Source organism: Streptomyces sp. NPDC001890 (genome assembly GCF_042891445.1).
GTDB lineage: Bacteria > Actinomycetota > Actinomycetes > Streptomycetales > Streptomycetaceae > Streptomyces.
The window spans coordinates 109772-132734 of the sequence record NZ_JBIATE010000010.1; the positions used below are offsets into that span (position 1 = coordinate 109772).

Here is a 22963-nt window from a genome sequence, read left to right on the forward strand (position 1 = left end):
GCTGCGCTCGCTGTTCATCGGGCAATTCTCTCGCCACTCACCCGTTCGGCGTACCACCGACACGGTTCATGGGCCGATCGACACCGCCGGCGGCCCGTCCGTCGCTTCCCCGTCGGCCCTGTGCAGATGGGTCTCCGCACTCATGTCGACGGGGGTGAACCGTACCGGAAGCCGGGACAGCGCGCGGTGGAAGGGGCCCGGACGCCACTTCAGCGCACCGGGCTCGACGGCCAGTTCCGCGTCACAGAGCTGACTGGTGAGCTGCTCGATCGCGGTCATGGCGATGAGCAGCGCCGGCTGCTTCGCCGGGCAGCGGTGCGGACCCGCGGACCAGGCCAGATGGGCACCGGCCCCGGAACGGACCGCGGAGTCCGAAGGACCGGACTCGGAGCGGGTGTTGGCCGCGGCGTAGGAGACCAGGAGAAGTTGTCCCGCGCGCAGCCGCACACCGTGGAACTCCGTGTCGTGGCGCGGGTAGTGGGCGGCGAGGTTGGCCAGCGGCGGGTCCTGCCACAGGACCTCGTCGACCGCCTCGTGCGCCGTCATCGCACCGCCGTGCAGCGAACCGGCGTAGCGGGTGTCGGTGAGCATGTGCAGCAGCGCGTTGCCGATCAGATTGGTCGTCGGATCGTGGCCCGCGCTCATGATCAGAGTGATCTGACGCACGGTCTCGTCGTCGTCGAGATCGGCCGGGTGACCCAGCAGGTACGAGGTGAGGTCACGGCGCGGGTGGGCGCGGCGGTCGGCGACCAGTGCGGTGACGACCTCGACGAGGTCCGCGTACGCGGCGGCGGCGTTCTCGGCGGAGTTGAACATGCCGGCGATGCCGTTGACGATGCGTTCGCCGTCGCCCGGCTCCACGCCGAAACAGATGGCGAGGACGTGCAGCGGGAGCCGTCGGGCGTACTGGGCGATGAGGTCGGCGCTTCCGGTGGCGGCGAACTCGCCGATCAGGCGCCCCGCGACGCGGGTGACCTCGGCCCGCAGGGCGTGCGGTTCGATCAGCGCGAGGCTGTCGTTGATGGCGCCGCGGTAACGGGCGTGCACCTCGCCGTCGCTGAACAGTGCGGTGCGCCGGTAGCCGAGCATGGGCAGGACCGGCGAGTCCTCGGGGACGGTGGCCTGCCAGGCGCGCGGGTCCTTGGTGAAGGTGTGGGTGTCGCGGAGCAGATCGACGGCGGCCTGGTAGTCGGTGACGAGCAGGGCGTCGATGCCGGGGGCGAGCCGGACGGGCGCGAGGGGGCCGTGTTCGCGCAGGCGACGGTAGTGGCTCCGCGGGTCGGCGGCGAATTCCGGACCGTACAGGGCGAGGGGCTCCGGCGGCTGGGCGAACGCTGTCATGACGGGTCCTCGGGCCTGGGCATCTTGGAGAGTACGTGCTCGGCCAGCGCGATCAGGGCGTCGATGCTGCCGCGGCGTTCGCGGGCGTCGCACTGCACCAGCGGGGTCTCGGGGGCGAGGTCGAGGTGTTTGCGCAGGACCTCGTCGGTGTGGGCGGGGGCATCGGGGAAACGGTTGACCGCGACCGCGTACGGCAGGCCCTGCTCCTCGACCATGTCCATGACCGCGAAGGAGTCGGCGAGCCTGCGGGTGTCGACCAGGACGACCGCGCCGAGCGCACCGCGCGCGATGTCCTCCCAGAGCGGCAGGAACCGCTGCTGGCCGGGGGTGCCGAACATGTAGAGCACCAGGTCGTCCAGGACCGTGAGCCGGCCGAAGTCGACGGCGACGGTGGTCGTGGTCTTGTCCGGCAGCCCCGCGGTGTCGTCGAGCCGGGTGCTGGACTGGGTCATCGCCTCTTCGGTGTGGAGCGTGGCGATCTCCGACAGCGTACGGATCAGGGTGGTCTTGCCGACGCCGAACGGGCCCGTGACGACGATCTTCATCAGGTTCCGGGCGGTGGGCGGCAGATAGCCGATGCCGGTGCGGTCAGTGGAGGGAGCGGAGTCCAACGAGCAGCCTCTCGACGAGCGACCGGTCGATCTCCCCGGCGCTGGGGACGGGCGGTCGGGTGTGCAGATGTCCGGCGGCCGCGAGGTCCGCGGCCAGGAAGACGGTGGCGCTGACCGGCAGGTCCAGGTGGGCCGCGCACTCGACGACGGTGAGCGCCCCCGGTTCGAGCAGCTCGCAGAGTCTGCGCTGTTCCGAGCCGGTGTCCGGGGGCAGCTCGGTGTCGCCGCGCACGAGTATGTCGAGCCGGTCGAGCGCGGGACCGGTGGGCCGGGTCCGGCCGCCGGTGACCAGGTAGGCGGGTATCAGGCGGCGCCCCGGGCCGGAGGTCATGGCCGGGCGGCGGTGTCCGGCAGGCGGGCGGGTGCGTTCATCGCCCGGGTCAGGGCGGTGACCTGCACCTGCATCTGGTACGCGATGTCACCGAGCTTGGCCCCGGGTTCCGCGAACAGGGCGAGTGTGGTGTTGTTCCCGGCCGGTACGACGATGGCGAAGCCCTGGTCGGACTCGACGACCGTCTGGGCCAGGCGCGGTACCTCGACGTCGGTGAAGGCCGTGGTGAAGGCGCGTGCCGCGGCGTGCAGCGTGGCCGTCATGGCGGCGACCCGTTCGCCGGAGGCCCGGTCCAGGCCGGGCGAGGCGCCCTCGACGAGGCCGTCTCCGGTGGCGACCACGGCGTGCTGGACTCCGGGCAGCTCCAGCAGTGGGGTCAGCACCCATGCGAGGTCGCCGGTGGTGGAAGTGGGGGCGCTCACGTCTGGTCTTCTCCTTGCTCGTCCCGGTCGTCCGGGTGGTCGTGGTCGTCCGGTGCCGGGGCGGATGGCGGCCCGGCGACGCTCCTGCCGTTGAGGGTGCCCTGCTGGAGTGCCGCCCAGGAAGCCCCCGCCTGCTCGGGTGTACGGGACACCTGTTCGCGCTCCGGGGCGACGTCGGCGGGCGCCGGGCGGGCCGGGGCCGGGCGTGGTGTGCGACGGCGTCGGCTGGGCAGCGCGGGGACCTGTCCGCCGGCGGGTTGCGGCACGGGGGCGGTCTCCTGCTCGGACGGCGCGGGAACGGTGGGCGAGGCGGGTGTCCGCACCGGCTTCGGAGCGAGGGCGGAGAGGCTGCGGTCGTCCTCCAGCACGGTCAGCAGATGTGCGGGGACGCGCAGGATCGTGCGCATGCCGCCGAACGGCGATTCCTCGATGTGGCAGTTGAAGCCGTACTGGAGCACCAGGCGGCCCACGACGGCGAAGCCGGTCTGCGGCGGGTCGCCCAGCTCGGTCAGCAGGATCTCCGGCGGGCCCGCCACCAGGGCCCGTGCCCGGTCGAGCGCGTCGTCGTCCATGCCGATGCCCGCGTCGTCGACCACCAGGAACGCGCCCCGGCCGCCGCTCTGCTGGAGGGTTACCTGGACATCGGTGTCGGGGTGCGAGTAGGCGGTGGCGTTGGCCAGCAGTTCGGCCAGGGCGATGGCGAGGGGTTCGGCGGCGCGGGCGACGAGGCCGAGCCGTTCGTCGCGCAGGTGGTTGGCGACCTTGACGCGTTCGTAGCCGGCGACCCGGGACTGGGCGCCGAGCACGATCTCGACGAGCGGCGAGTTCTGGCGGGCGAGGCCGGGCCAGGCGTCGCAGAGCACCGCGGTGGCCTGGGTGCGTCGCAGCGCCAGTTCGTTGCGGAAGTCCAGTTGCAGGATGCGCGGGTCGTCGTACTCGTGCTGGAGCTCGTGCAGCAGCTGCTGGGACTGGTTGAGCAGGGACTGGATCTTGGCGGAGGTGCCGCGCATCGCCGCGCGGGCGGCCGCGTCGACGCGGCCGCGCTCCTCCAGGACGGCCGTGCGCGCCGCCTGCACCGCCTCGGTGAGCAGCCGCGCGGAATCGCCGTCGATCTCGGCCGCCTCCCGCAGTCCGGGGACCTTGGCGGTGGGGTGGGAGAGGGCGAGCGCGGCGACGGGTATCCGTTCCTGGGCCAGCTGGCGGATCTCGTCGGTGAGCGCCGCGGTACGGGCCTCGGCGGCCTTCAACTGCCGTTCGGCCAACTCGGCGCGGGCCACGGCGATGCGTTGGGCACGCGCCATGTTCTCCGCGTGGACCATCGCCGCCACGGCGGCGGCGACGGCGATCACCGCCACTATCCATCCCATGCCGTCACCGCGTTTCTGTTGTCGGACCGGTCGTCCGGGGAAGGGGGAAAAGGGCCGGTTCCCCGGCCGGAGCGGTCGGTCCGCCGGCCGGAGCAGTGGGCCTTCCGGCCGGAGCGGTGGGTCCGCCGGCCGGAGCGCCCCTACCGCTCCGCGGGTCCGGCCGGCTCATGCGGCCGCTCCAGTTCCTGAGCTACCACGGCGACCTCGGTCATCACCTGGAGCACACCGGGCAGTTCGGAGCCGTCGAGCTGCCGGTACTCGCTGCCGATGGTCACCACCAGCCGCTCGGGAAGCCCCAGCTCCGGGTAGCGCCCCTCGGCGATGACCCGGCGGGCGGCCTCGACGGCGGGGATCCCGGCCGTGTGGAAGGCGTGGGCGCGCTCGCGCACGTACTCCAGGTACACGATGTGGTCGCGTACCCCGGCCCGGTCGAGGAGCGGGCCGTGTCCCGGGACGAAGGTCTCGGCGCCGGTGTCCAGCACCCGTTCGCAGGCCGAGATCAGATTGCTCAGCGGGCCCGCCCAGTGCACCGGGTGGTCGCCCGGCTGCTCCGGGGTGGAGGAGAAGATGATGTCCCCGGTGAACACGGCGCCCTGCGCGGGCAGATGGACCATCAGGTCGCCGGTGGTGTGCGCGGACGGCAGCGCGGAGATCTGGACCGGGTACTCCCCCAGCGTCAGTTCGAGCTCGCCGGTGAAGTAGGTGGTCGGCACCACCGGCTCGGTCCGCGACCAGTCGAAGGGGCCGAAGTGACGCGCGAGATACGCGCCGAGCGGGGTGGCCCGATCGCCGGCCGCGACGAGGGCGTGCTGCTGCTGCGGTGTCGGTTCGTAGTGGATGTGCTCGCGGGCCTCGCGGGTCGCGATGATCTCCGCGTCCGGGAGGACGCCCGCGCCCCAGAAGTGGTCCCCGTTGGCGTGGGTGACGATCACCCGGTCGACCTGGACACCGTCCGGCAGCCGCTTCGTGGACTCGGCGAGGAACTGACCGGCCAGCACGGTGTCGTAGGGGGTGTCGATCCAGAGCGCGCCCCGGGGCGAGACGAGCAGACCGCAGTTGGCCAGCCCCCAGCCCCGTTTCGGCGGGAGCCATGCGTACAGGCCCCGGCCCAGGTCAACGACGTCTCCACCCGTGATCGCCATGGACGCGATTATGCCGACCGAGATCCGGCCATGCGTTCGAACTCGGCCACTCCATGATTCCATTGGCGCAAAATCGACGCTCACACCTCCAGGCGGCACAGTCGCGGTAACCCTGCGAGACCGACGCACCTCGCCCTCACTCGTCACCTTCCGGGTAAATGCCCCCAATTCACCTGCCGACGTCACGCATCCGGCCCCATACCCATCGGGCGGCCACCAAACGCGAATGAGCCGATCACCCACCGAGCATGACCGAAAACAATCGCACGGAGACTTTCACCGAGACCTCCGCAAAGACCTCCGCGGAGACCTTCGGGGACGGCGCCGGAAGGCACCGTCCCCGAAGGTCTCCGCGGCCACGAACCGGTCGCACCGGTCGCACCGGTCGTGCGCTACCTGACCTGGCCGCCCTCGAAGTAGGCGATCAGCTCCGGGTCGAGGGCCGACACCTCGAACGGCGTGCCGCCCTCGCGCAGGGACCGGGTCGCCAGCACACCGGCGGCGACGCTCATCCGGGCGGCGACCGGCGAGGTGTCGGTGACGCCCCCGTCGCGCACGAACCGGCAGAACTCCTCTATGATCCGGCTGTCCCCGCCGCCGTGGGAGCCGTTGGCCTCCGGCACCCGGTAGGTGATGTCGGCCTCGGACCGGTATCCGCTGGGGCCGGTGTTCCAGACCTTGACCTCGTCGCCGGGGCCGTCGCCGAAGTTCTCCAGGCGGCCCTCGGTGCCGATGACGGTGTAGTTCCGCCAGTAGTCGGGGGTGAAGTGGCACTGCTGGTAGGCGGCCACGACGCCGTTGTCGAGCTGCATGTTCATCACCGAGACGTCCTCGACGTCCACGATGTGGTGCAGGTCCTTGCGGGCCGTCGGCGGCCAGTCGAACTCGCGCAGCCAGTTCGCCGGGCGCGGGGTGTCCGGCTCCCGGCGCGGCAGGTCGCCGTAGACGAGGAGGTCGCCGAGCGCGTTGACGCGGCGGGTGTAGCCGCCGGCCAGCCAGTGCAGCACGTCGATGTCGTGCGCGGCCTTCTGGAGCAGCAGACCGGTGGTGCGGGTCCGGTCGGCGTGCCAGTCCTTGAAGTAGTAGTCACCGCCGTATCCGACGAAGTGCCGCACCCAGACGGCCTTGGGCTCGCCGATGTCGCCGCGGGCGATGATGTCGCGCATCAGCCGCACGACGCCCATGTGGCGCATGTTGTGTCCGACGTACAGCCGGGTCCCGGTCTCGTACGCGGCGCGCAGGATGTTGTCGCAGCTCTCGACGGTGATCCCGAGCGGCTTCTCGACGAAGACGGCCTTGCCGGCCCGCAGTGCGTCGATGGCGATCGTCTCGTGGGTGTCGTCGGGGGTGGCGACGATGATCGCGTCGAGGTCGTCCCGGTCGAGGAGTTGCTTGTAGTCCTCGACCGCGACCTCGGCACCGAACTGCTCGGCCTCGCGCCGGCGCACCTCGGGGTCGAGGTCGCAGACGGCGGTGATCGCCGAGCCCTGTCCGGGGTGGTGGGCGGAGGTCGCGATGGAACGGCGCAGGCCGAGCCCGATGACGCCGAGTCGCAGGTCTGACACGGGGGTCCCTTCTGGTTGTGCTGGTGGTGCGGGCGGGGTTCGTACGGGGATGGGTGCGGGCGGATTCGTACGGGGACGGGTGCGGCCGATACTCCTGCACGGCGGCACTCACATAGTTCACGACAGCGCACGCAAGTGGCAAGAGTTGTTCGTTTCACGGACTTAACGAGCATGAATTGGCATTCATCTGCCCCAGTACGAGCAAAGACGCAGCCTGCACGAAGAAACGGCGGGGCGCCGCCCCGCGTCCGGGACGACTCCCCGCCGTCGGGCGGCCGGCGCTCACACCGCGATGACCGTGACCCCGGCCTCCGTGAAGCGGGCGGTCGCCTCGGGGGTGATCCCCTCGTCGGTGACCAGGAAGTCGACCTGGGCCAGATCGCAGACCCGGGCGAAGGCCCGCTTGCCGATCTTCGAGGAGTCCGCGGCCACGACCACGCGCTGGGCCTGCTGGGCGAGCAGGCGGTTGATGCTGGCCTCGCCCTCGTGGTGGACGTACGCACCGCGTTCGGTGTCGATCGCGTTGACGCCCAGCACGGCGACGTCCAGCGTGATCTCGCCCAGCACCCCGCTGGCCAGCGGGCCCGTCAGCTCGTACGACTGGGGCCTGGCCACCCCGCCGGTCACCACGATCTTGATCTGCGGCCGGATCACCAGCTCGTTGGCGATGTTGAGGGCGTTGGTGACCACGGTCAGGGTCGGCTGCCCGCCCATCCCCATCGCGCCCTCACCGACCACGTCGGAGCGCACCGCCAGCGAACGGGCGACCTCGGTCAGCGTCGTACCGCCGGTCAGCCCCACCACCTCTCCGACCGCCACCAGTTCGGAGACCGCGCGGCCGATGGCCTGCTTCTCCGGGGCATGGCGCCCGGTCTTGTAGCGCAGGGCCAGTTCGTAACTGACGCCGTGCGCCACCGCGCCGCCGCGGGTACGGGTGAGCAGCTGCTGCTCGGCGAGCTGGTCCAGGTCGCGCCGGATGGTCGCGGCCGAGACGTCCAGCGTCATGGCGGCGTCCTCGACGTCCACCCGGCCGTTCTTACCGACGAGTTCCAGCAGCGCGTTCCACCGGGCATCCCTGGACAAGGCACCTCTCCTCACAGGCCGGGCTTCGGGCACCCATCCCCTTGGGTACGGTCACCGGACACGCGCAAGCGTCGCACAAGGCTCCGCCCAGTCAAGCTTCCTGCGCGCAGGATGCTTGATAATGCTTGGACATCGCGTATAACGTGCGTAAACGAGCATCCCACTACGAGTACGGAGTGCAAAAGTGTCATTTGTCGAGATCGAGACAGCCAGTCAGCCGGAATGCTGGCGTCGCGCCGCCGAGCTGGCCGAGACGCAGTCGGCCGCGCTGCCCGCCACCGGCGAGCGCATCGCGGTCGTCGGCTGCGGCACCTCGTTCTACATGGCTCAGGCGTACGCCGCGCTCCGCGAGGGGTCCGGCCAGGGCGAGTCCGACGCCTTCGCCGCCTCGGAGTTCCCGTTCGGCCGCGGCTACGACCGGGTCGTCGCCCTCACCCGCTCGGGGACCACGACCGAGGTGCTGGAACTGCTCGACCGGCTCCGCGGTGTCACCCGTACCGTCGCCATCACCGCCGACCCGAACACCCCGGTCATGACGGCGGCCGACGATGTGGTCGTGCTCGAATTCGCCGACGAGCAGTCCGTCGTGCAGACCCGGTTCGCGACCACCGCGTTCACCCTGCTCCGCGCCCACCTCGGCCTGCACACCGAGGAAGCGGTGCGCGACGCGGAGACCGCGCTGGCCGAGCCGCTGCCCGAGGGCCTGGTGGAGTGCACCCAGTTCACCTTCCTCGGCCGCGGCTGGACGGCGGGGCTCGCCAACGAGGCGGCGCTGAAGATGAAGGAGGCGTCGCTGTCCTGGACCGAGTCGTACCCCGCGATGGAGTACCGCCACGGTCCGATCAGCATCGCCACCGCCGGCACCGCGACCTGGATGTTCGGCACCGCCCCCGAGGGGCTCGCGGAGCAGGTGCTGGCGACCGGCGCCCGCTGGGTGGAGAGCGGCCTGGACCCGCTGGCCGACCTGGTGCGCGTGCAGCGACTGGCGATCGCCCGTGCCACCGCCCGCGGTCTGGACCCGGACAGCCCCCGCCACCTGACCCGCTCCGTCGTGCTCACGGACGCCTGACCGGCCGATGCGCATCGTCGAGCGCGCCTTCGGCGGCCCCCGTCCCGGCGAAGGCGGTTTTGCCGAAGACGCTCGCGGAGCCGCTGCCGGGGCTGCTCAAGGAATGGGGACCCCTCGCGAAGCCCTTCACCGGGGCGTTCGCGAGGGGTTTCTCGCCAGGCCGCAGCACGGACCGGCCGGCGACCCGGAGGTCGGGGTGCTCGTGCTGTCCGGGTCCAGCGGGCGGATCGAGGACGAGCGGTGCCGGATCCTGGCCCGCGAGGGCATGACCGCGCTGTCGATCCGCTGGTTCGGCGGATCCGGACAGCCGCCGGGCATCTGCGAGGTCCCGCTGGAGACGTTCGAGCCCGCGATCGAGGTGCTGCGCGCGGGCGGCGCGCGGCGGATCGGCGTCCTCGGTACGTCCAAGGGCGCGGAGGCCGCTCTGCACCTGTCGGTGCTCCTGTCCGGCGTGGACGCCGTGGTGGCGCTCTCGCCCACGTCCCTCACCTGGGCGAACGTCGGGCCCGGAGCCGATGGGCAGGACCGGCCGTGCCGGTCCTCGTGGACCTGGCGCGGTGAGCCGCTGCCGTTCGTCCCCTACGACGACTCCTGGGCACCCGCGCCCGCACGGCCCGAGGGCGGTCCGGTCGCCGTTCGCGGCTGGTACGAACAGAGCCGGCGCACGTTCGCCGACCGCGTCGACGCGGCGAGGATCCCGGTGGAGAGGTCCGGCGCCGAGCTCGTCCTGGTCGCGGGCGGCGACGACGCGATGTGGCCCTCGCTGCCCTTCGCCGAGGAGCTGGCCGACCGCCGCAGAGCGGCCGGCCTGCCCGTACGCGTCGTCGGCAGCCCCGATGCGGGCCACCGCCCGCGGCTGCCCGGCGAGGGCCCGGCGCCCGCCTCCGCGCAGTTCCGGTACGGAGGTTCGGCCGCGGCGGACGCGGCGCTCGGGGCGGCCGCCTGGCCGCGGATCCTCGACGCGCTGCGCGGCACGCACGGCCCGGCCTGAGGACCGTGCGGAGGCCGGTGGGCGAGGACGGGCCGCCGGCCCCGCCCACCCGGCCCTCGGGTCAGGACTCCTGTCAGGATTCCTCGAAGTAGGCGTCCAGAACCTCGTCGAGTTCCGCCGCCCACTCCTTGAGGCTGCCCCTGGCCGGCGCCTCCACCTCGGCGTTGAACCACCGGCGGGTCGACATGTGGACCGTGACGGTGAACCGGCGGCCGAACCGGGGCAGCTTCACCTCGACCGCGCCGATCTCGTCCCACCGGAAATCGGCTTCCTGGTCGTCCAGCTGGAACCGGACTCCCGCACGGTCCGCGGTGATCGAGCCGCGACGGTCGCTCACCTCGAACGAGGGGCCGTCCGCCGCCTCCTTGTCGTCGGCCACATCGGACACGGCCTCCGTCTCGTCGCCGTCGTCGGGGGCGGCGGCGTCAGCCGCTCCCTCCTGCGCCGCTTCCGGCTGCGGCTGTTCCTGCTCCGCCTGTTCCGGTTCTGTCTGCTCCAGGTCTGGCTGCTCCAGGCTCGTGTCCGGTTTCCTGGCCTTGACGGGGGCCGTGAGACCGGGGATGAACGCCGGGTCTGTCCCTGCGGCGTATCCGGGCTGAGTGTTCGGATCTATGCGCTGCTCCACGGCGGGCAGTATGGCCGACGAACCTGTACCGGGCCAACGAGCCCGCCCCGAAACACCTGTGAACCGTCCCCGTGACGGGCTACGAAGCCGCTCCCCGCGCCGCCAGGAGTTCGCTCACCCGGTCCAGCGGGAGGGCCGGGACGTGGTGGCCGGCCCGGCCGGTCATCGGGTGCGCGCCGGTGAGCACGTTGAGCACCGCCTCCTCCACCGACTCGACCACCGCACGGTAGAAGGGGTCCATCCGGCCCCAGGGCACGAACCTCATCGACTCGTACGGCGCGCTGCCGTCGTCCTCGGGGAACGTACTGGTCAGCGCGGACGGGTTGGCCGTGGAGAAGGCCAGGAACAGGTCCCCGGAGAAGTGACTGCCGGTGGTGCCGGTACGGGCCAGACCGAGCGTCACCCGGCGGGCCAGCGCCTTGCACTGCCCCGGCAGCAGCGGGGCGTCGGTCGCCACGACCACGATCACCGAGCCCGCGCCGGGCGGCACCGGGCGCTCCCCGTCCGGCGCCGCTCCGGGCGCCGCTTCGGGAGCCGGCGCCCCGACCGGGTCGGTCAGCTCGCGCCCCACCGGCACACCGGCCACCAGCAGTTCGCGCCGGGCACCGAAGTTGGCCTGGACGAAGGCTCCGACGGTGTACCGGTCCTCGCCGTACTCCACCACGCGCGACGCGGTCCCCGAGCCGCCCTTGAAGCCGTAGCAGCGCATGCCCGTGCCGCCGCCGACGCATCCCTCCTCGACCGGGCCCGACGCCGCCGCCCCGATCGCCTCCCCCGCGTGACGGGACTCCACGGCCGAGCCGTGGATGTCGTTGAGGTGGCCGTCCCAGGTCTCCGTGACGACCGGCAGCAGCCACTCCGGCGCCATGCCCCCGCAGTTGGCGCGCACCCACTCGACCACGCCCCGGTGCACCGGGCCCACCGCGTACGTGTTGGTGATGACCACCGGAACGGCGAGCGAGCCGGTCTCCTCGATCCACGCGGTGCCGGTCATCTCACCGTTGCCGTTGAACGAGTGCCAGCCGGCCGCGCAGGGGGTGCCCACACCGCCCCGGCCGCGCGGCAGCAGCGCGGTCACTCCGGTGCGTACGTCGTCGCCGTCGACGAGGGTGACGTATCCGACCTCGACGCCCGGCACATCCGTGATCGCGTTCCACCTCCCCGGCTCACCGGTCAGGGGAATGCCCAACTCACGTGCGCGCATGCGCCCTTCGCCCGGGTGATCTCCGCTCATGCGGACAGAGGTTACGGGGCGGGATCGTTCCCGACAACGATCGCGGTCAGCAGCAGACCGTCCTCGGCCAGCCAGCGGCCGCCGAAACGGGCGGGGACCGCCGTCAGTCCCGTACCGGCCGCCGGTTCCAGGTCCGCGACCAGCAGTTCGGCCGTGAAGCTGCCGTCGGGGCGGAGAGTGATGTCGGCCTCCTCGAAACCCAGCCAGCGGTGGGTGAGCGGGAACCAGGCCTTGTACACGGCCTCCTTCGCGCTGAACAGCAGACGGTCCCAGTTGATCCCCGGGTGCTCCAGGCGCAGTTCGCGCTCGCGTCGCTGCTCCGTCACCAGCGCGATGCTGCCGTGCACGTCGCCGGGCAGCGGCGCGTCGCCCTCGGCGTCGATGCCGACGGTGAGCACGTCCGCCCGGCGGGCCACGGCGGCGGCCCGGTAGCCAGCGCAGTGGGTCAGGCTCCCGACCGTGTTCTCCGGCCAGAGCGGGGCGCCGCGCTCGCCCTTGAGGATGGGGACGGGGGCGATGCCCAGCGATCCGAGGGCTCGGCGGGCACAGTGCCGTGTCGTGGCGAACTCCCCGAGGCGCTTCGCCACGAATCCGTGGGTCAGCGCCTCCTCTCCGGGCATGAGCACGGCGCCGGGCAGGTCGGAGAACGCCTCTGCCACCGCTACCCGGGACGGCAGAATTTTCTCGATCATGATCTCCCCTTACCGGCTGGACGGCACCATCCTGCCTGGTGCCGGGAGCTCGCCCAACCGCCCGGTGGCCACGGAGCCCCGGGCCATGAACTCATGGCCCGGAACGCGTGGTCCGGAACGCGTGGTCCGGAACGCGTGGTCCGGAACGCGGGGATCAGGACTCGGGGGCCAGGACGGCCCGGGAGTCGGCGAGCTCCGGCCAGCGGATCCGGGTGGCGCACAGGGACACCAGGATCGCCGAGGCGGCGACGGCTGCCATGCCCCAGACCAGGCTGCTGGCGCTCGCTATGAAGCCGATGAGCGCGGGTCCGGCCAGCAGGCCCGTCGTTCCCATCGCGGCGACCAGGGCCAGTGCGTCCGTGCCCTGCGCCGCCGCCGCCACATAGATGCACGGTGTCACGGCCGCGACGCCCAGGCCGACGCAGGCGAAGCCGATCAGGGTCGGCACGACACCGCCGGTCAGCAGGGCGAGTGCCAGCCCGGCGCCGGCCACCACGCTGCCGACGCGGACGATGCGCCCGTCGCCCCAGCGGCTGCGCCAGCCGTCGGCGAAGATGCGGGCCAGCACCATCATGACCGAGACCACCGCGATGCCCATGGGCGCCAGTTCCGACGCCGCGTCGACCACGTCCTTCATGTAGAGCGCGGACCAGTCGTTCATGGCGCCTTCGGTGACCGTGCCGAACACCATCGCGCAGCCCATCCAGACCGTCACCCGGGCCGGCATGCTCAGCCTGCGACGGCGCTTCTCCGGGGCCGGGGCCCCGGCCCCGCTCCCGGCCCCGGTCTCGGCCGGGGTCTGCCGGTCCTCGGTCAGCAGGCCCGCGCGGGTCAGTCCGACCAGCAGGAGCAGCAGGGCCGCGGCCACGCCGAAGTGCACCGCGACGTCCGTGGTCACCAGGTTCACACCGGACGCGAGGAGCGCGGCGAACAGCGAACCGGCGCTGAACGTCGCGTGCAGTCTTGCCATGGCGGTGCGCTGGTAGGTGACTTCGAGGGCGGCCCCCTGAGCGTTCATCGCCACGTTCAGGCTGCCGACGGCGACCCCGTCGCAGCAGATGACGACAAGAGCGACCGGGTAGTTGGGCGCTGCCGCGAGCGCGAGCAGGAGCAGGCTCAGGCACACGGCCGACAGGACCGCGAGACGGCGCGAGCCCATGCGCCTCATCAGTACCGTGACGAGCGGGAACGAAACGGCCGCACCCACGCCACAGGCCATCAGCAACAGGCCGAGTTCCGCTTCCGACAGGTCCAGCCGTGTCTTGATGGCGGGAAGCCGTGACGCCCAGGTCGCGTACTGGAAGCCGAGAAAACAGAACAGGGCCGCGATCGCGAGCTGCGCCCGGCGGAATGGATCGGTGACGCCAAACACAGGTAATCAGCCCACTTCGTCTTCCAGAGGTGCCCGGTGCGATGACGCGTGGGCGAGGTTCGTTCCGCTGCTGCGGGCGCCCGGCAGGGCCCGGGACATGTACACCGCGTCCGCGCCGTAGCCCGTCGGGGGTGTGACGTCCTGGTGGGCCCGGTATCCGTTCGCCGACCAGAAGGTGTCGCTGCCGGACACGGCGATCAGGGAGATTCCCTCGTACCCCTTGGCCGCCGCCGTTGCGGTGAAGTGCCGCAGCAGGCGCTTCGCCAGGCCCCTGCCGCGGAGCTCCCCGGCGATGACGAGATCGTGCAGATGCAGATTGCGCGAGTGGAAGACGATGTCCTCCGACCGGTCCAGGTCCGGGTACTCGAACATCGGATAGGGCAGTGCCAGCAGGTAGCCCACCGTCCGGTTCCCGTGGTCCAGTACGAAGCAGGTGGCCGGCGAGGCATCGGCCCGGGACCGCAGCGCCACCCGTCCCTCCGAGAGTCCGGCAGCGGTGTACGCACCGGCCTCCAGATCCACGACGGCGTCCCAGTCACCGTCCGAGATATGACGTATACGCAGGTCGTTGCTCATGTTTCCGCCTGTTCGCCCTGGACACAGGTGTACGGAAGCGGATCGAATCCGTTGAATCCCTGGGTCATGTAGCCGGTGGCGTAGGCACCGGTGGAGAGAACCCAGACCGGGTCTCCCGAGGCGGCGGAAGCGGGCACGGAGACGCGATGGTGCGTGTGGTCGAAGGCGTCGTCGCTGTCGCACGTGGGGCCCGCGACGACAGCCGGGACATATTCCGTTCCGGAGCCCGAGGGGAACAGCAGCCGGTACTGCAACTGGTCCATCTCGTAGAGCCCGTTGAACTTTCCGCAGCTCAGATACAGCCAGTGCTCGCGTTCGCCGTCCGGCCGGCTCCGGGAGGACAGCCGGGCCACATGTGCCCTGATCGCGCCGTGGTCGGCGACCAGATGGCGGCCCGGCTCCATGACGAAGTCCAGCGGGGCTTCCGAGACCGCCGCGAGGTGCTGCAGCCCGTCCCGGATCACGGCGAATATCTTGTCCACCGGAGGGTCCAACGGGATTCCCCGGCTGTCGAGATAGCCGAGGGCGGGCAGGCCGCCACCGAGGTTGATGTGGTCGGGAAAGATGTCCCGCCGGTTCAAGGCCGTGAGCACTTCGGCCAGGCGCTCGAAGGCGTCCTGCCAGGCTTCCGACGTCATCTGCTGCGAGCCGACGTGGACGGACAGGCCGGACGGTGTGAGTCCGGCCGCCCGCGCGGCCTCCATGACGAGTACCGCGTCGGTTCCGGAACAGCCGAACTTCCGGCTCAGCCCCCAGAGCGCCCCGTCGCCGCTGGTGGCCAGTCGGCAGAAGACCCGGGCTCCGGCGGCGTGGGCCGCTATCGCCGCCACGTCCTCCGGGCTGTCGGTCGCGAAGGTCCGTACGCCCAGGCGGTGGGCGTCGGCGATGTTCTCGTCGGACTTGATGGTGTTGCCGTAATGGATCCGGCTCGCCGGCACACCTGTCCGCAGCGCCTGCGCGATCTCGTTGGGACTCGCCGCGTCGAAACCCGCGCCCTTCTCCGCGAGCCGGACGAGCACCTCGTCCACGGGGCAGGACTTCATGGCGAACCGGACCGAGATGCCGGGCAACTCCCTCAGCAGTGACGCGTACTGTGCTTCGATTCCGGCGAGGTCGAAGACGATCCGGTCCTCGTCGGCGGCTTCCAGCGCGGCGCGCATACGGGCGTTCAGACGCATGACGACGCCCCGGTCCGCAGAGGGGTGGACCGGCTCGCCCGCACCAGGGAGTGCCAGGCATCGGTCAGCAGCGCGAAGTCCTCGATGTCCGCCCGTGCCTCTTCGAGCCATTGCCCGCCGCGCGATTCCAGGATGTCGGCGAACTCCGCGTATCTGCCGCCCAGTTCGCGGTAGGAACGGTTGAGGACGTCCAGCCGGTGCATGTTCTCCTCGCGGTCCGCCCCGGCACTCTCCCGCGCCAGCTCGGCCACCCTTTCCGGCCGGACGTGGAAATCGTCGTCGAGCAGCGTGGCACCGGCCGCCGCCATCCGGTCGTAGATGAGGTTGAAGTGGAGCATCGACAGGAAGAACTTGGTCAACCGCAGCTGGTAGGCCATGAATCCGGCGTCGGTCCGGCGCTCGGCCGTGTAGTAGTTCACGATGTTGCGGTTGTGCAGCACGCCGGGCAGCGTGCCGTCGTGGACCAGGTGCATCAGGAAGTAGTCGCTGCCGATGGTGTCGGTCGCGGGCGGCAGCGGCACGCGCTCGTACACCTCGTCCAGGAAGCTGATGTTGCACATGTCCACCCGCATGGGATCGACATGGGTCAGGGTCGAGTGGTCGCGGACGAACGGGTCGGTGCCCGCCCCCCGGAAGGACTCCTCGACCAGCTCCCGCTTCCGCTCGTCCGGCCAGTGACGCGGAGCCCACAGGCTGACGACGTCGTGGTAGATGCCGCTGTCCAGCCGGGAGATCTCACCGATGTCCACCGACAGCTCGCCCACGAACGAACTGCCCACCATCGCCACGGGCTTGGCGGCGTGTTCCGGGGCGAGCACCGTCTCGGACACCCCGTTCGCCGCGTCGGCCGCGGTCTTCCCGAGCGAGGTGAGCTCATGGTGGACGGGGAAGACCGTCTCGCCGTTCAGGGTCTGGTACCTGCTGTCGGAGTCCCTGCGGTGCACCGAGCGGCAGCCGAGCGCGGCGGCGATCAGGAACGCGCGATTGGTGCAGGCACCGTAGGAGACCCCGGACGGGAGCATGAGGTCGAGCATCAGGTCCGGCTTGACGACACCGGAACTCCGGATCACCCGGCGCAGGAAGTCCCGCTGCTCCGCTTCGTCGAGATGGTGGGTGATCACGTTCCGGGCCCGGCGGGCCCCGGCGACGGCCTCGGCGTGCTCGGTGTACGTCTGCGTCCCGGAGGAGTCCAGGATCAGCAGGTGGACCTCGACGCCGAAGCGGTCGGCCGCGTAGTCCGCTTCCTCGCCGATCGCCGAAATCGTCTCGGCGCAGGCCCTGTTGGTCGGAAGGGTCAGGCAGATTCTGCGCATACCGGCTCTCCCGTCGCCTTTTCGGATTCCTGCTCGTTCCAGGACCTCAGCCCCAGCAGCCTTTCGCCGAGGCCGTTCAGCGCGGCAGTGCCGTATCTGAGGGATTCGTGCCGGACGGCGTCGCCGACCAGCGTCCCGTTCCAGTCCGGTGTGCCGAGCCGGCGCCACGAATCGATCCGGGACCGTCTCAGCTCCTCGTGCGACTCCAGCGCGGGCATCATGGAGAGGTACTGCACCGCGCGCACACCGTCCTGCGAGGTGTTGCGCGCCACCCCGTGCGCGAGCAGCCCGTTCCAGATCAGCAGGTCACCGGCGCCCAGTTCGGGCCGGACCACGGGGAACTCCGCCCGGTCGGCGTCCGGCCTGATCGGGTCCCGGTCCTCGGGCTGGGTCGTCTTCCACTGCTCGAACCGGCGGAACAGCTCGGGCGAGCACTGGAAGCCGCCCAGCTCGGGCCGGGTGTCGTTCAGGGCGATGATCCCCTGGACTCTCTGGGGCAGTACTCCGAGCGTGGTGTCGACGTCCCAGTGGAGCTCGATGTCGAAGCCCTTGTCCGTGGGGGCGATGAGCGCGCGGTCACGGTTCTTGATGTTGGGCGGATTGAGGTTGAGCCGGTCCAGCGTCACCCACAGTTCTTCGCAGTCCCACACGTCGACGAACGCGTCATAGACACGCCGGGCCTGCCGGCTGTCCCAGATGAGCTGGTGGTGGTACGCCTCGACGAAGCCGTAGACGTGCAGCTCCCGGTCCAGATCGGTCCGGAACGGCCGGTCCTCGTACCAGCTCTCGGGCCGGGCCGGATCGAGCCCCTGGAAGTCCCAGGTGAAGTCCAGCAGGCGCTTGGCCGCGGCGGCGGGAATCGCCTCCTTGACGACGACGTACCCATAGGTCTGCCAGAAGTCGAAGTCCTCCTGGGACAGCACTCTCAGCTCCCGCGACTTGCGGATGTCCCTCAGCGGCGTCTGCGCCAGGTACGCCTCGCCGTCCGAGCTGAAGTACGGGAGGTCCGAGGGGGCTCGGTGCAGATACGGGACGGGCGTCGGCATGCGCTCACTCCAGGCTCGAAGTTCTCGGTGATCGGCCCGGACCGGTCGCTCCCCCCGGCGCATCCGGTCCGGGCCGATCACCGCAGTGGGTGCCGGGGAGCGGCCTCGGCGCGGCCGGCACCGCCGGCGGGCGTCGGTGCGGGGCGTCGGGACCAGGTGACGGACGTGGCCCGAGCAGCTCCCCACCTCGACTTTTGTCGACCGCAAGACGGCAGACAAGCCTTTCGGTGTACGCCGAATCACCTCGGAACGGCCTCTTCGGCACGTGAATTGACTGTCTGTCACACGTGCTCGACGGTGCCGCCGGTCTCACTGATTCATCAGGACCTGCGTCAGCGTCACACCCGAGCGGTTCAGCTCGTACAGGACCCGGGTGCCGGCCCGGTGGCGTTGCACCACACCTGCGGAGACGAGGGCCGAGAGGTGCTGCGAGACCGTGCTCGCGGCCAGCCCCAGATGGTCCGCGAGCGCGGAGGTGGTGATCGGTACGGCCAGTTCACGGACCACGGACGCACGCCCCCGGCCCAGCAGGATCGCCAGCCGGTCCTCGCGCGGGGTCGGCGCGGCGCCGCCCCGTTCCGGATCGGTGTGCAGGAGCCCCGCTCCCCGCGCGGCGAAGGCGACCACGGTCCGCCCGCCGGCGACCGACCACCAGTGGGTGCCGTCCGCGTAGAGCATCGGCACGGCGGTCACCCGGTCCGCACCGTCCGTGCGCTCGACCGGGAGTCCGAGATCGCGGAGCAGTGCCGCTCCCCCTCCCATCGCCAGGGTGCGCGAGCGGAAGAGGATCTCCTCCTCCAGCGAGCGCGCGAGGCCGACCCCGCGGGGCTCGATCGCGGATCGCCAGAAGTTGGCCAACTCTAAGGAGAGGTAACGGAGTTGGACTTCGGGTTCGCGGATCATGGCGGCGATCAGGGGGTCGCTGAACGCCTGCGGGTACTCGCGGGCGAGCTCGTCGCGGACCAGACCGGCCGAGGCGCGCGCCAGGCCGTCCAGCTCGTCCGCGACACTCGCCTTCCGGGAGGTGACGCCCCCGGTCAGGAACGAGGGAATGCGCCCGCGCGGCCGGGCCAGGGCGACCATCGACCTGAGCCGCGGCGTCAGCGCACCGTGTGCCTCACGGGCCCAGGAGGAGTGCGGCCAGGGGGCGTCGGGGCCGAACCGGACCAGCAGCGCGGCGGCGCCGAACGCCTGCCACAGCTCGCACAACGCCAGCCGCACGTCGGACAGCTGCCGGTCCATCAGCCCTCCACGGCGCAAGCGCGTGACAGCTCGAACATGAACCCCGCCCATCCGTTTTGGTCCAGACCAATGATGGACGAGCTTTCGGCACCTGTCCGGCGACTGTCAAGGATCTTGTGACCCAGGGCACAGCGGTATCACTCCAGGCCAACCGACGCGCGCGTACGGTGACCCCCGGACGCCAACCGCCTTGCGGGGTACGCCTGTCGGACCGTTTCCCTTCGCCCGCCGGCAACCCGGTGCGGGCATCACGGAGCACCGCACCCCGGGGCCCGGCGGTGGGATGCGCGCGGCTCAGCGGGCGTCGACGGACGCCTCGCGCGGTGTGGTGCCGGATGCCTCGCGCAGGGCGCCGGCGACCGGCTCCAAGACCTCGATGGGGCGCAGCAGGTCCCCGTGGCCGATCGGCGGCGTGCCGGTGCGCGCCATCTCCAGGAACACTTCGAGGCCGGGCAGGCAGTAGTCGGCGCCCGGGGTCAGGGTCTGCTGGACCATGCTCTGCCGGGTGAACGTCATCGCGTGGAAGGGGATCTGATCCGCGCTGCCGGGCCTGACGAGGTTCACCACGACGCGGGTGTCACCGGCGGTGAACGATGCGACGACGGTGGTGCCGGTGATGTCGGTCCGTACGCCGGAGATCTCGCCGGGGGCGAGCCGGAGGGCGATGTCCACCGCGTGGATGCCGTAGAAGAAGATCCCGCCGTGGTCGCCGGCCGGGTCGGCGGGCCCGGACACCACGACCAGCTCCGGCCGGCCTCCCGGTGCGGACCGGGCCACCAGCGCCTCGGTGTCGGGGATCCAGCGCAGCGCCGAGGACGAGGTGAGCGGCGCGCCGTGGGCGCGCGCGGTGTCGATCATGACCCGGGCGTCCGCGACGGTGCGACTGAGGGGCTTGTCGACGAAGACCGGAAGGCCCTCGGCCAGGAAGGGGACCGCCTGGTCCCGGTGGTTCGCGCCGTCCCGGTCCGCGACGACGACGGCGTCGACCAGCCCGAGCAGGGCGGCCGGCTCGTCGACGATCGCCGGTATCCCTCCGGTGCCGGCCAGGGTGACGTTGCGCCGGCCGCGCCCGCCGCTGAGCGCCACGACGCGCGCGTCGCCGCCGGCCTTCTCGACGTTGAGGTGGCGGACGATCTGGTCGACATGGCTGTTGTCGGTGCCGACGATCCCGATGCGCATCCGGAGAGCTTCCCTTCGAGGTGACAGGCCCGGGCCTGTCCGGCGGATCAGGGCCGGGGTCGCCCCGCGGCGGCCCGCCGCACCCGATTGACCGGAACCCGGCCGGCGGGGAGCGGGCGGCCCGGCCGGTGCGGCATGGCGCACGGTCGAGTTTCGCACAGCCGTCCAGGCGTCCGAAGTCCCGTCGAAGAGCAGGCCACGGGCCCCTCGACCGGCTGCTCCGCTCCTGATCCGCCTTGTTCCGCCTCGTCCGGCGCCGCACCAAACCGGGCCAAATGGCACCAAGGCGACACTTTTGATCAATGAAACATTCTGCGGGGATGAGAATATATTGAGCGCCTGTTTCAAGCCGTTTCGAACCCGGAAATAGTTCTACTGACTCTTCGCATCCAAACCCTCACGGATTCCGCTCGCCCTATGCCAGCATGAAGCCTCCGGAACCGCGCTATTCGAGTCGGCGTCCCTGTGCAGGGGGATGCGTGCGGACAGGACCGGAGCGAACCGGACCGGGCCGAACCGGGCCGGACCGGCAACTGTTCCGAACGGCGATCGGCGCGCGACCAGGTCCTCATCGGGTCGGCCGACCGTGCGATCAGGGGGTAGGGGTCATTGACCGGAAGGATCGAACGAGGATGTCCGGTCTGCGGAACACCTGACGAGGGCGCGGCTCTCTGTGTGCTCTGCGGATGGCGGATGTACGGGGATCCGGTCCTGGGGGAAATGACCGCGGAGGAACAGGAGTCCGCCACCGCCGCGTTGCGGGCGGCGGAACGCGCCTGGGACGCAGGGGCGGCGGAGCTGGCGTTCGCCGGCGAGGACGGCGCGGCGCGGCCCGCGGCGCTGCTGCGGGGCGGTCCGGCCGAGCCCGGGGAGCGGACTCGGCAGCGGTGGCCCCGTCACCCGGGAGGACTCCCGGAGCATGACTCCGCACAGGGCCGGCAGGCCCTCGCCGATCTGATCGACGGCGGCGTCGACGCGTTGTTCTTCGTCGAATTCACTCCCGATTGCATAAACGTGATCAAGGCCGTCACCGACGCGTACGGAATACCCCAACAGATCGATGCCGGGACCACGAAGTGGTCGTCGGTCGTTCCTTCGCTCGACCACCGTCCGGAATTTCTCCGATTCCAGCTCGCGGGTGGAATCGGCACGCTCCCGGTATCCGGCCGCCGGGATTTCGACACGGCGGTGACACGGTGGCTCCGGGAATTCGTCCCGCCCCCGTACGCCCGCTCGATCGTGCTGCTGAACCGCCGCTCCGGCTGGGCCCTGCTGGACCGGGCGGTGGCCCTGCTCCGCGCCGCGTACCCGCCGCGGGCCGAGATCGGCCCGGCGCCCGCGGGAGCGGACGGCGCGCCGGGCAGGGACACCCGGGACGTGGTGCGCGAGGCGTTGCGCACGGCGCCGCTGCGGGCCGACCACACGCTGTTGCTCGCCCGGGTCGATCAGGGGACCGGCACGGTTCGCACCCACACCCATGTGCTCTTTCCCGCCGGTTCCCGGCTCCGGCCCGGGGAGACGGCGACCGCGGAGATCACCGTGTTCGGCGGGCCCGCCGACCGGGTGCCGGTGGTGCTGCCGGTGCTGGCCGCCGCGGCCCGGGGCGGCTCGGGGACAGTGGTGCTGTCCGCCCGGCAGACCGCGCTCACCGCGTTCGCCCCGGCGCGGCTGGCGTTCGTGCTGCGCGGCCCGGGGGAAGTGACGCTGGCCGGGCCGGAGTCCGGGGCGCCGGACACGGGGGCGACGGGCGGGCCGGAGTCCGGGCGGCCGAACGGCGGGGCGACGGGCGGCGCCGCGGGCGACCGCCCGGCGGATGTCTCCGTGCTGGTCGGCCGTCTTCCTCGCGGCATCATCCGTCCCCCCGCCCTGGAAGTCGTCCTCACCGTGGAGATGAGCGGTGCCGAACCGGCGGAGACCGCGGAACGGCTGGCGTTCGCCCGGGAAGTCATCGCGGCCCTGGCCCGCCGCCCCGGCTCCGGCCGGAGCCTGCGCGTGGGCGTCGTGGGCCACTACGACCACGTCGTCCACGAGAACAGCTACACCCCACGCTCCGTGCTGCTGCTGACGGTCCCGCCCGGACCCGCCACGGCGGCCCGGTCCGCCCTGGCCGGCTGGCGGCCCGCGCGGCGGGAACAGGACACGGCCTCCTCGCTGGAGGACGCGCTGCGAAAGGTCCGGCTCACCCTGGCCGGTACGGACAACGCCCCGCATCCCCGTGCCGAGCGCGCCGTACTGATCGTCGGCCGCCGCCCGCCCGGGCTGCCCGCGCAGCACGACGTGGTGCCGTCCTGTCCGCTCGGCGCCGACTGGCGGACCGAGCTGAACAGCCTGCGGGCCCGGGGGGTCCGGGTCATGACCCGGCTGGACCGCGCCCAGCCGCACGTGGACGGCCCCGCGGGTCCCGTGCAGCGTTACACCGCCGCCGCGTGGGACACGCTCTCCGACGGCCGTCCCTTCCTCCGGGGCAAGGACAGCGCGGCCGCCGTGGCCGACGCACTCGCTCCCGCATGGCGGTGGGACGGCCCGCCCTGCCGCCTGGCCCTGGCCACTCCCCTGCTGTGATCCGCCGTTCCGGTACGAGGAG

General features: G+C 71.5%; 21 protein-coding genes. 3 read left to right on the forward strand and 18 right to left on the reverse strand.

Going from position 1 to position 22963, the window contains the following annotated elements:
• Positions 1–66: 66 nt before the first annotated feature.
• The 8 genes from ACFYY1_RS24030 to ACFYY1_RS24065 form a co-directional block, all read right to left on the reverse strand.
• A complete protein-coding gene (locus ACFYY1_RS24030) occupies positions 67–1341 on the reverse strand; it encodes a cytochrome P450 (RefSeq protein ID WP_388588912.1) in 1275 nt (424 codons plus the stop codon).
• Positions 1338–1952 (reverse strand): ATP/GTP-binding protein, encoded by a 615-nt coding sequence (locus ACFYY1_RS24035; protein WP_388588914.1) that lies wholly within the window; start codon positions 1950–1952, stop codon positions 1338–1340. The genes ACFYY1_RS24030 and ACFYY1_RS24035 overlap by 4 nt, the downstream gene beginning before the upstream one ends.
• Positions 1930–2283 (reverse strand): DUF742 domain-containing protein, encoded by a 354-nt coding sequence (locus ACFYY1_RS24040; RefSeq protein WP_388588916.1) that lies wholly within the window; start codon positions 2281–2283, stop codon positions 1930–1932. Before ACFYY1_RS24040 ends, ACFYY1_RS24035 begins: the two co-directional genes overlap by 23 nt.
• Positions 2280–2705, reverse strand: a complete 426-nt coding sequence (locus ACFYY1_RS24045; RefSeq protein ID WP_388588918.1) for a roadblock/LC7 domain-containing protein — start codon at positions 2703–2705, stop codon at positions 2280–2282. The genes ACFYY1_RS24040 and ACFYY1_RS24045 overlap by 4 nt, the downstream gene beginning before the upstream one ends.
• Complete coding sequence (locus ACFYY1_RS24050; RefSeq protein WP_388588919.1) at positions 2702–4072, reverse strand: ATP-binding protein; 1371 nt, start codon at positions 4070–4072, stop codon at positions 2702–2704. The genes ACFYY1_RS24045 and ACFYY1_RS24050 overlap by 4 nt, the downstream gene beginning before the upstream one ends.
• A gap of 140 nt (positions 4073–4212) precedes the next feature.
• On the reverse strand, positions 4213–5214 hold the full coding sequence (locus tag ACFYY1_RS24055) for an MBL fold metallo-hydrolase (RefSeq protein ID WP_388588922.1): 1002 nt from the start codon (positions 5212–5214) through the stop codon (positions 4213–4215).
• A 392-nt stretch (positions 5215–5606) separates the two neighbouring features.
• Positions 5607–6779, reverse strand: coding sequence for a Gfo/Idh/MocA family protein (locus tag ACFYY1_RS24060; RefSeq protein WP_388588925.1), 1173 nt, complete (start codon positions 6777–6779; stop codon positions 5607–5609).
• A gap of 282 nt (positions 6780–7061) precedes the next feature.
• Positions 7062–7862 carry a DeoR/GlpR family DNA-binding transcription regulator gene (locus tag ACFYY1_RS24065; protein WP_388588927.1) on the reverse strand — a complete coding sequence of 267 codons (801 nt, stop codon included), beginning with the start codon at positions 7860–7862 and terminating at the stop codon, positions 7062–7064.
• 184 nt (positions 7863–8046) lie between these two features.
• Between ACFYY1_RS24065 and ACFYY1_RS24070 the strand changes: the two genes are divergently transcribed.
• Together ACFYY1_RS24070 and ACFYY1_RS24075 are read left to right on the forward strand one after the other, a co-directional pair.
• The gene (locus ACFYY1_RS24070; RefSeq protein WP_266729173.1) at positions 8047–8931 is read left to right on the forward strand and encodes an SIS domain-containing protein; all 885 of its coding nucleotides are present in this window, start codon (positions 8047–8049) and stop codon (positions 8929–8931) included.
• Between the two features lie 103 nt (positions 8932–9034).
• Entirely contained in the window at positions 9035–9922 is an 888-nt protein-coding gene (locus ACFYY1_RS24075) for an acyl-CoA thioester hydrolase/BAAT C-terminal domain-containing protein (RefSeq protein ID WP_388588930.1), read from the forward strand.
• A gap of 73 nt (positions 9923–9995) precedes the next feature.
• Here the strand turns inward: ACFYY1_RS24075 and ACFYY1_RS24080 are convergent, their stop codons facing one another.
• The 10 genes from ACFYY1_RS24080 to ACFYY1_RS24125 all read right to left on the reverse strand — a co-directional run bounded on the left by ACFYY1_RS24080 (position 9996) and on the right by ACFYY1_RS24125 (position 20379).
• Complete coding sequence (locus ACFYY1_RS24080) at positions 9996–10547, reverse strand: hypothetical protein (protein ID WP_388588932.1); 552 nt, start codon at positions 10545–10547, stop codon at positions 9996–9998.
• A gap of 79 nt (positions 10548–10626) precedes the next feature.
• Positions 10627–11781: a P1 family peptidase gene (locus ACFYY1_RS24085; protein ID WP_388588934.1), complete on the reverse strand. Its 1155-nt coding sequence runs from the start codon at positions 11779–11781 to the stop codon at positions 10627–10629.
• An 11-nt stretch (positions 11782–11792) separates the two neighbouring features.
• On the reverse strand, positions 11793–12473 hold the full coding sequence (locus ACFYY1_RS24090) for a 4'-phosphopantetheinyl transferase (RefSeq protein ID WP_388588937.1): 681 nt from the start codon (positions 12471–12473) through the stop codon (positions 11793–11795).
• Between the two features lie 154 nt (positions 12474–12627).
• Entirely contained in the window at positions 12628–13845 is a 1218-nt protein-coding gene (locus ACFYY1_RS24095) for an MFS transporter (RefSeq protein ID WP_388588940.1), read from the reverse strand.
• Positions 13846–13851: 6 nt separating this feature from the next.
• A complete protein-coding gene (locus tag ACFYY1_RS24100) occupies positions 13852–14421 on the reverse strand; it encodes a GNAT family N-acetyltransferase (RefSeq protein ID WP_388588942.1) in 570 nt (189 codons plus the stop codon).
• On the reverse strand, positions 14418–15599 hold the full coding sequence (locus tag ACFYY1_RS24105) for a type III PLP-dependent enzyme (protein WP_388588944.1): 1182 nt from the start codon (positions 15597–15599) through the stop codon (positions 14418–14420). The genes ACFYY1_RS24100 and ACFYY1_RS24105 overlap by 4 nt, the downstream gene beginning before the upstream one ends.
• The gene (locus tag ACFYY1_RS24110; protein WP_388588946.1) at positions 15590–16912 is read right to left on the reverse strand and encodes a DUF6271 family protein; all 1323 of its coding nucleotides are present in this window, start codon (positions 16910–16912) and stop codon (positions 15590–15592) included. The genes ACFYY1_RS24105 and ACFYY1_RS24110 overlap by 10 nt, the downstream gene beginning before the upstream one ends.
• Positions 16894–17958, reverse strand: a complete 1065-nt coding sequence (locus tag ACFYY1_RS24115) for a phytanoyl-CoA dioxygenase family protein (protein ID WP_388588949.1) — start codon at positions 17956–17958, stop codon at positions 16894–16896. The genes ACFYY1_RS24110 and ACFYY1_RS24115 overlap by 19 nt, the downstream gene beginning before the upstream one ends.
• A 309-nt stretch (positions 17959–18267) precedes the next feature.
• Positions 18268–19200, reverse strand: a complete 933-nt coding sequence (locus tag ACFYY1_RS24120) for an ArsR/SmtB family transcription factor (RefSeq protein ID WP_388588952.1) — start codon at positions 19198–19200, stop codon at positions 18268–18270.
• A gap of 294 nt (positions 19201–19494) precedes the next feature.
• Positions 19495–20379 (reverse strand): Gfo/Idh/MocA family protein, encoded by an 885-nt coding sequence (locus ACFYY1_RS24125; RefSeq protein WP_388588954.1) that lies wholly within the window; start codon positions 20377–20379, stop codon positions 19495–19497.
• Positions 20380–21099: 720 nt separating this feature from the next.
• On the opposite strand from ACFYY1_RS24125, the gene ACFYY1_RS24130 reads away from it, so the two are divergent.
• Positions 21100–22941 (forward strand): hypothetical protein, encoded by a 1842-nt coding sequence (locus ACFYY1_RS24130; protein ID WP_388588956.1) that lies wholly within the window; start codon positions 21100–21102, stop codon positions 22939–22941.
• Positions 22942–22963: the final 22 nt, after the last annotated feature.

Coding starts and splice junctions, on each gene's coding strand:
- ACFYY1_RS24040 (WP_388588916.1), bottom strand. CDS start 2,283: ATGACCTCCGGCCCGGGGCGCCGCCTGATACCCGCCTACCTGGTCACC.
- ACFYY1_RS24050 (WP_388588919.1), bottom strand. CDS start 4,072: ATGGGATGGATAGTGGCGGTGATCGCCGTCGCCGCCGCCGTGGCGGCG.
- ACFYY1_RS24075 (WP_388588930.1), top strand. CDS start 9,035: ATGGGGACCCCTCGCGAAGCCCTTCACCGGGGCGTTCGCGAGGGGTTT.
- ACFYY1_RS24115 (WP_388588949.1), bottom strand. CDS start 17,958: ATGCCGACGCCCGTCCCGTATCTGCACCGAGCCCCCTCGGACCTCCCG.
- ACFYY1_RS24125 (WP_388588954.1), bottom strand. CDS start 20,379: ATGCGCATCGGGATCGTCGGCACCGACAACAGCCATGTCGACCAGATC.
- ACFYY1_RS24120 (WP_388588952.1), bottom strand. CDS start 19,200: ATGGACCGGCAGCTGTCCGACGTGCGGCTGGCGTTGTGCGAGCTGTGG.
- ACFYY1_RS24100 (WP_388588942.1), bottom strand. CDS start 14,421: ATGAGCAACGACCTGCGTATACGTCATATCTCGGACGGTGACTGGGAC.
- ACFYY1_RS24130 (WP_388588956.1), top strand. CDS start 21,100: ATGACCGCGGAGGAACAGGAGTCCGCCACCGCCGCGTTGCGGGCGGCG.
- ACFYY1_RS24090 (WP_388588937.1), bottom strand. CDS start 12,473: ATGATCGAGAAAATTCTGCCGTCCCGGGTAGCGGTGGCAGAGGCGTTC.
- ACFYY1_RS24085 (WP_388588934.1), bottom strand. CDS start 11,781: ATGAGCGGAGATCACCCGGGCGAAGGGCGCATGCGCGCACGTGAGTTG.
- ACFYY1_RS24105 (WP_388588944.1), bottom strand. CDS start 15,599: ATGCGTCTGAACGCCCGTATGCGCGCCGCGCTGGAAGCCGCCGACGAG.
- ACFYY1_RS24110 (WP_388588946.1), bottom strand. CDS start 16,912: ATGCGCAGAATCTGCCTGACCCTTCCGACCAACAGGGCCTGCGCCGAG.
- ACFYY1_RS24030 (WP_388588912.1), bottom strand. CDS start 1,341: ATGACAGCGTTCGCCCAGCCGCCGGAGCCCCTCGCCCTGTACGGTCCG.
- ACFYY1_RS24055 (WP_388588922.1), bottom strand. CDS start 5,214: ATGGCGATCACGGGTGGAGACGTCGTTGACCTGGGCCGGGGCCTGTAC.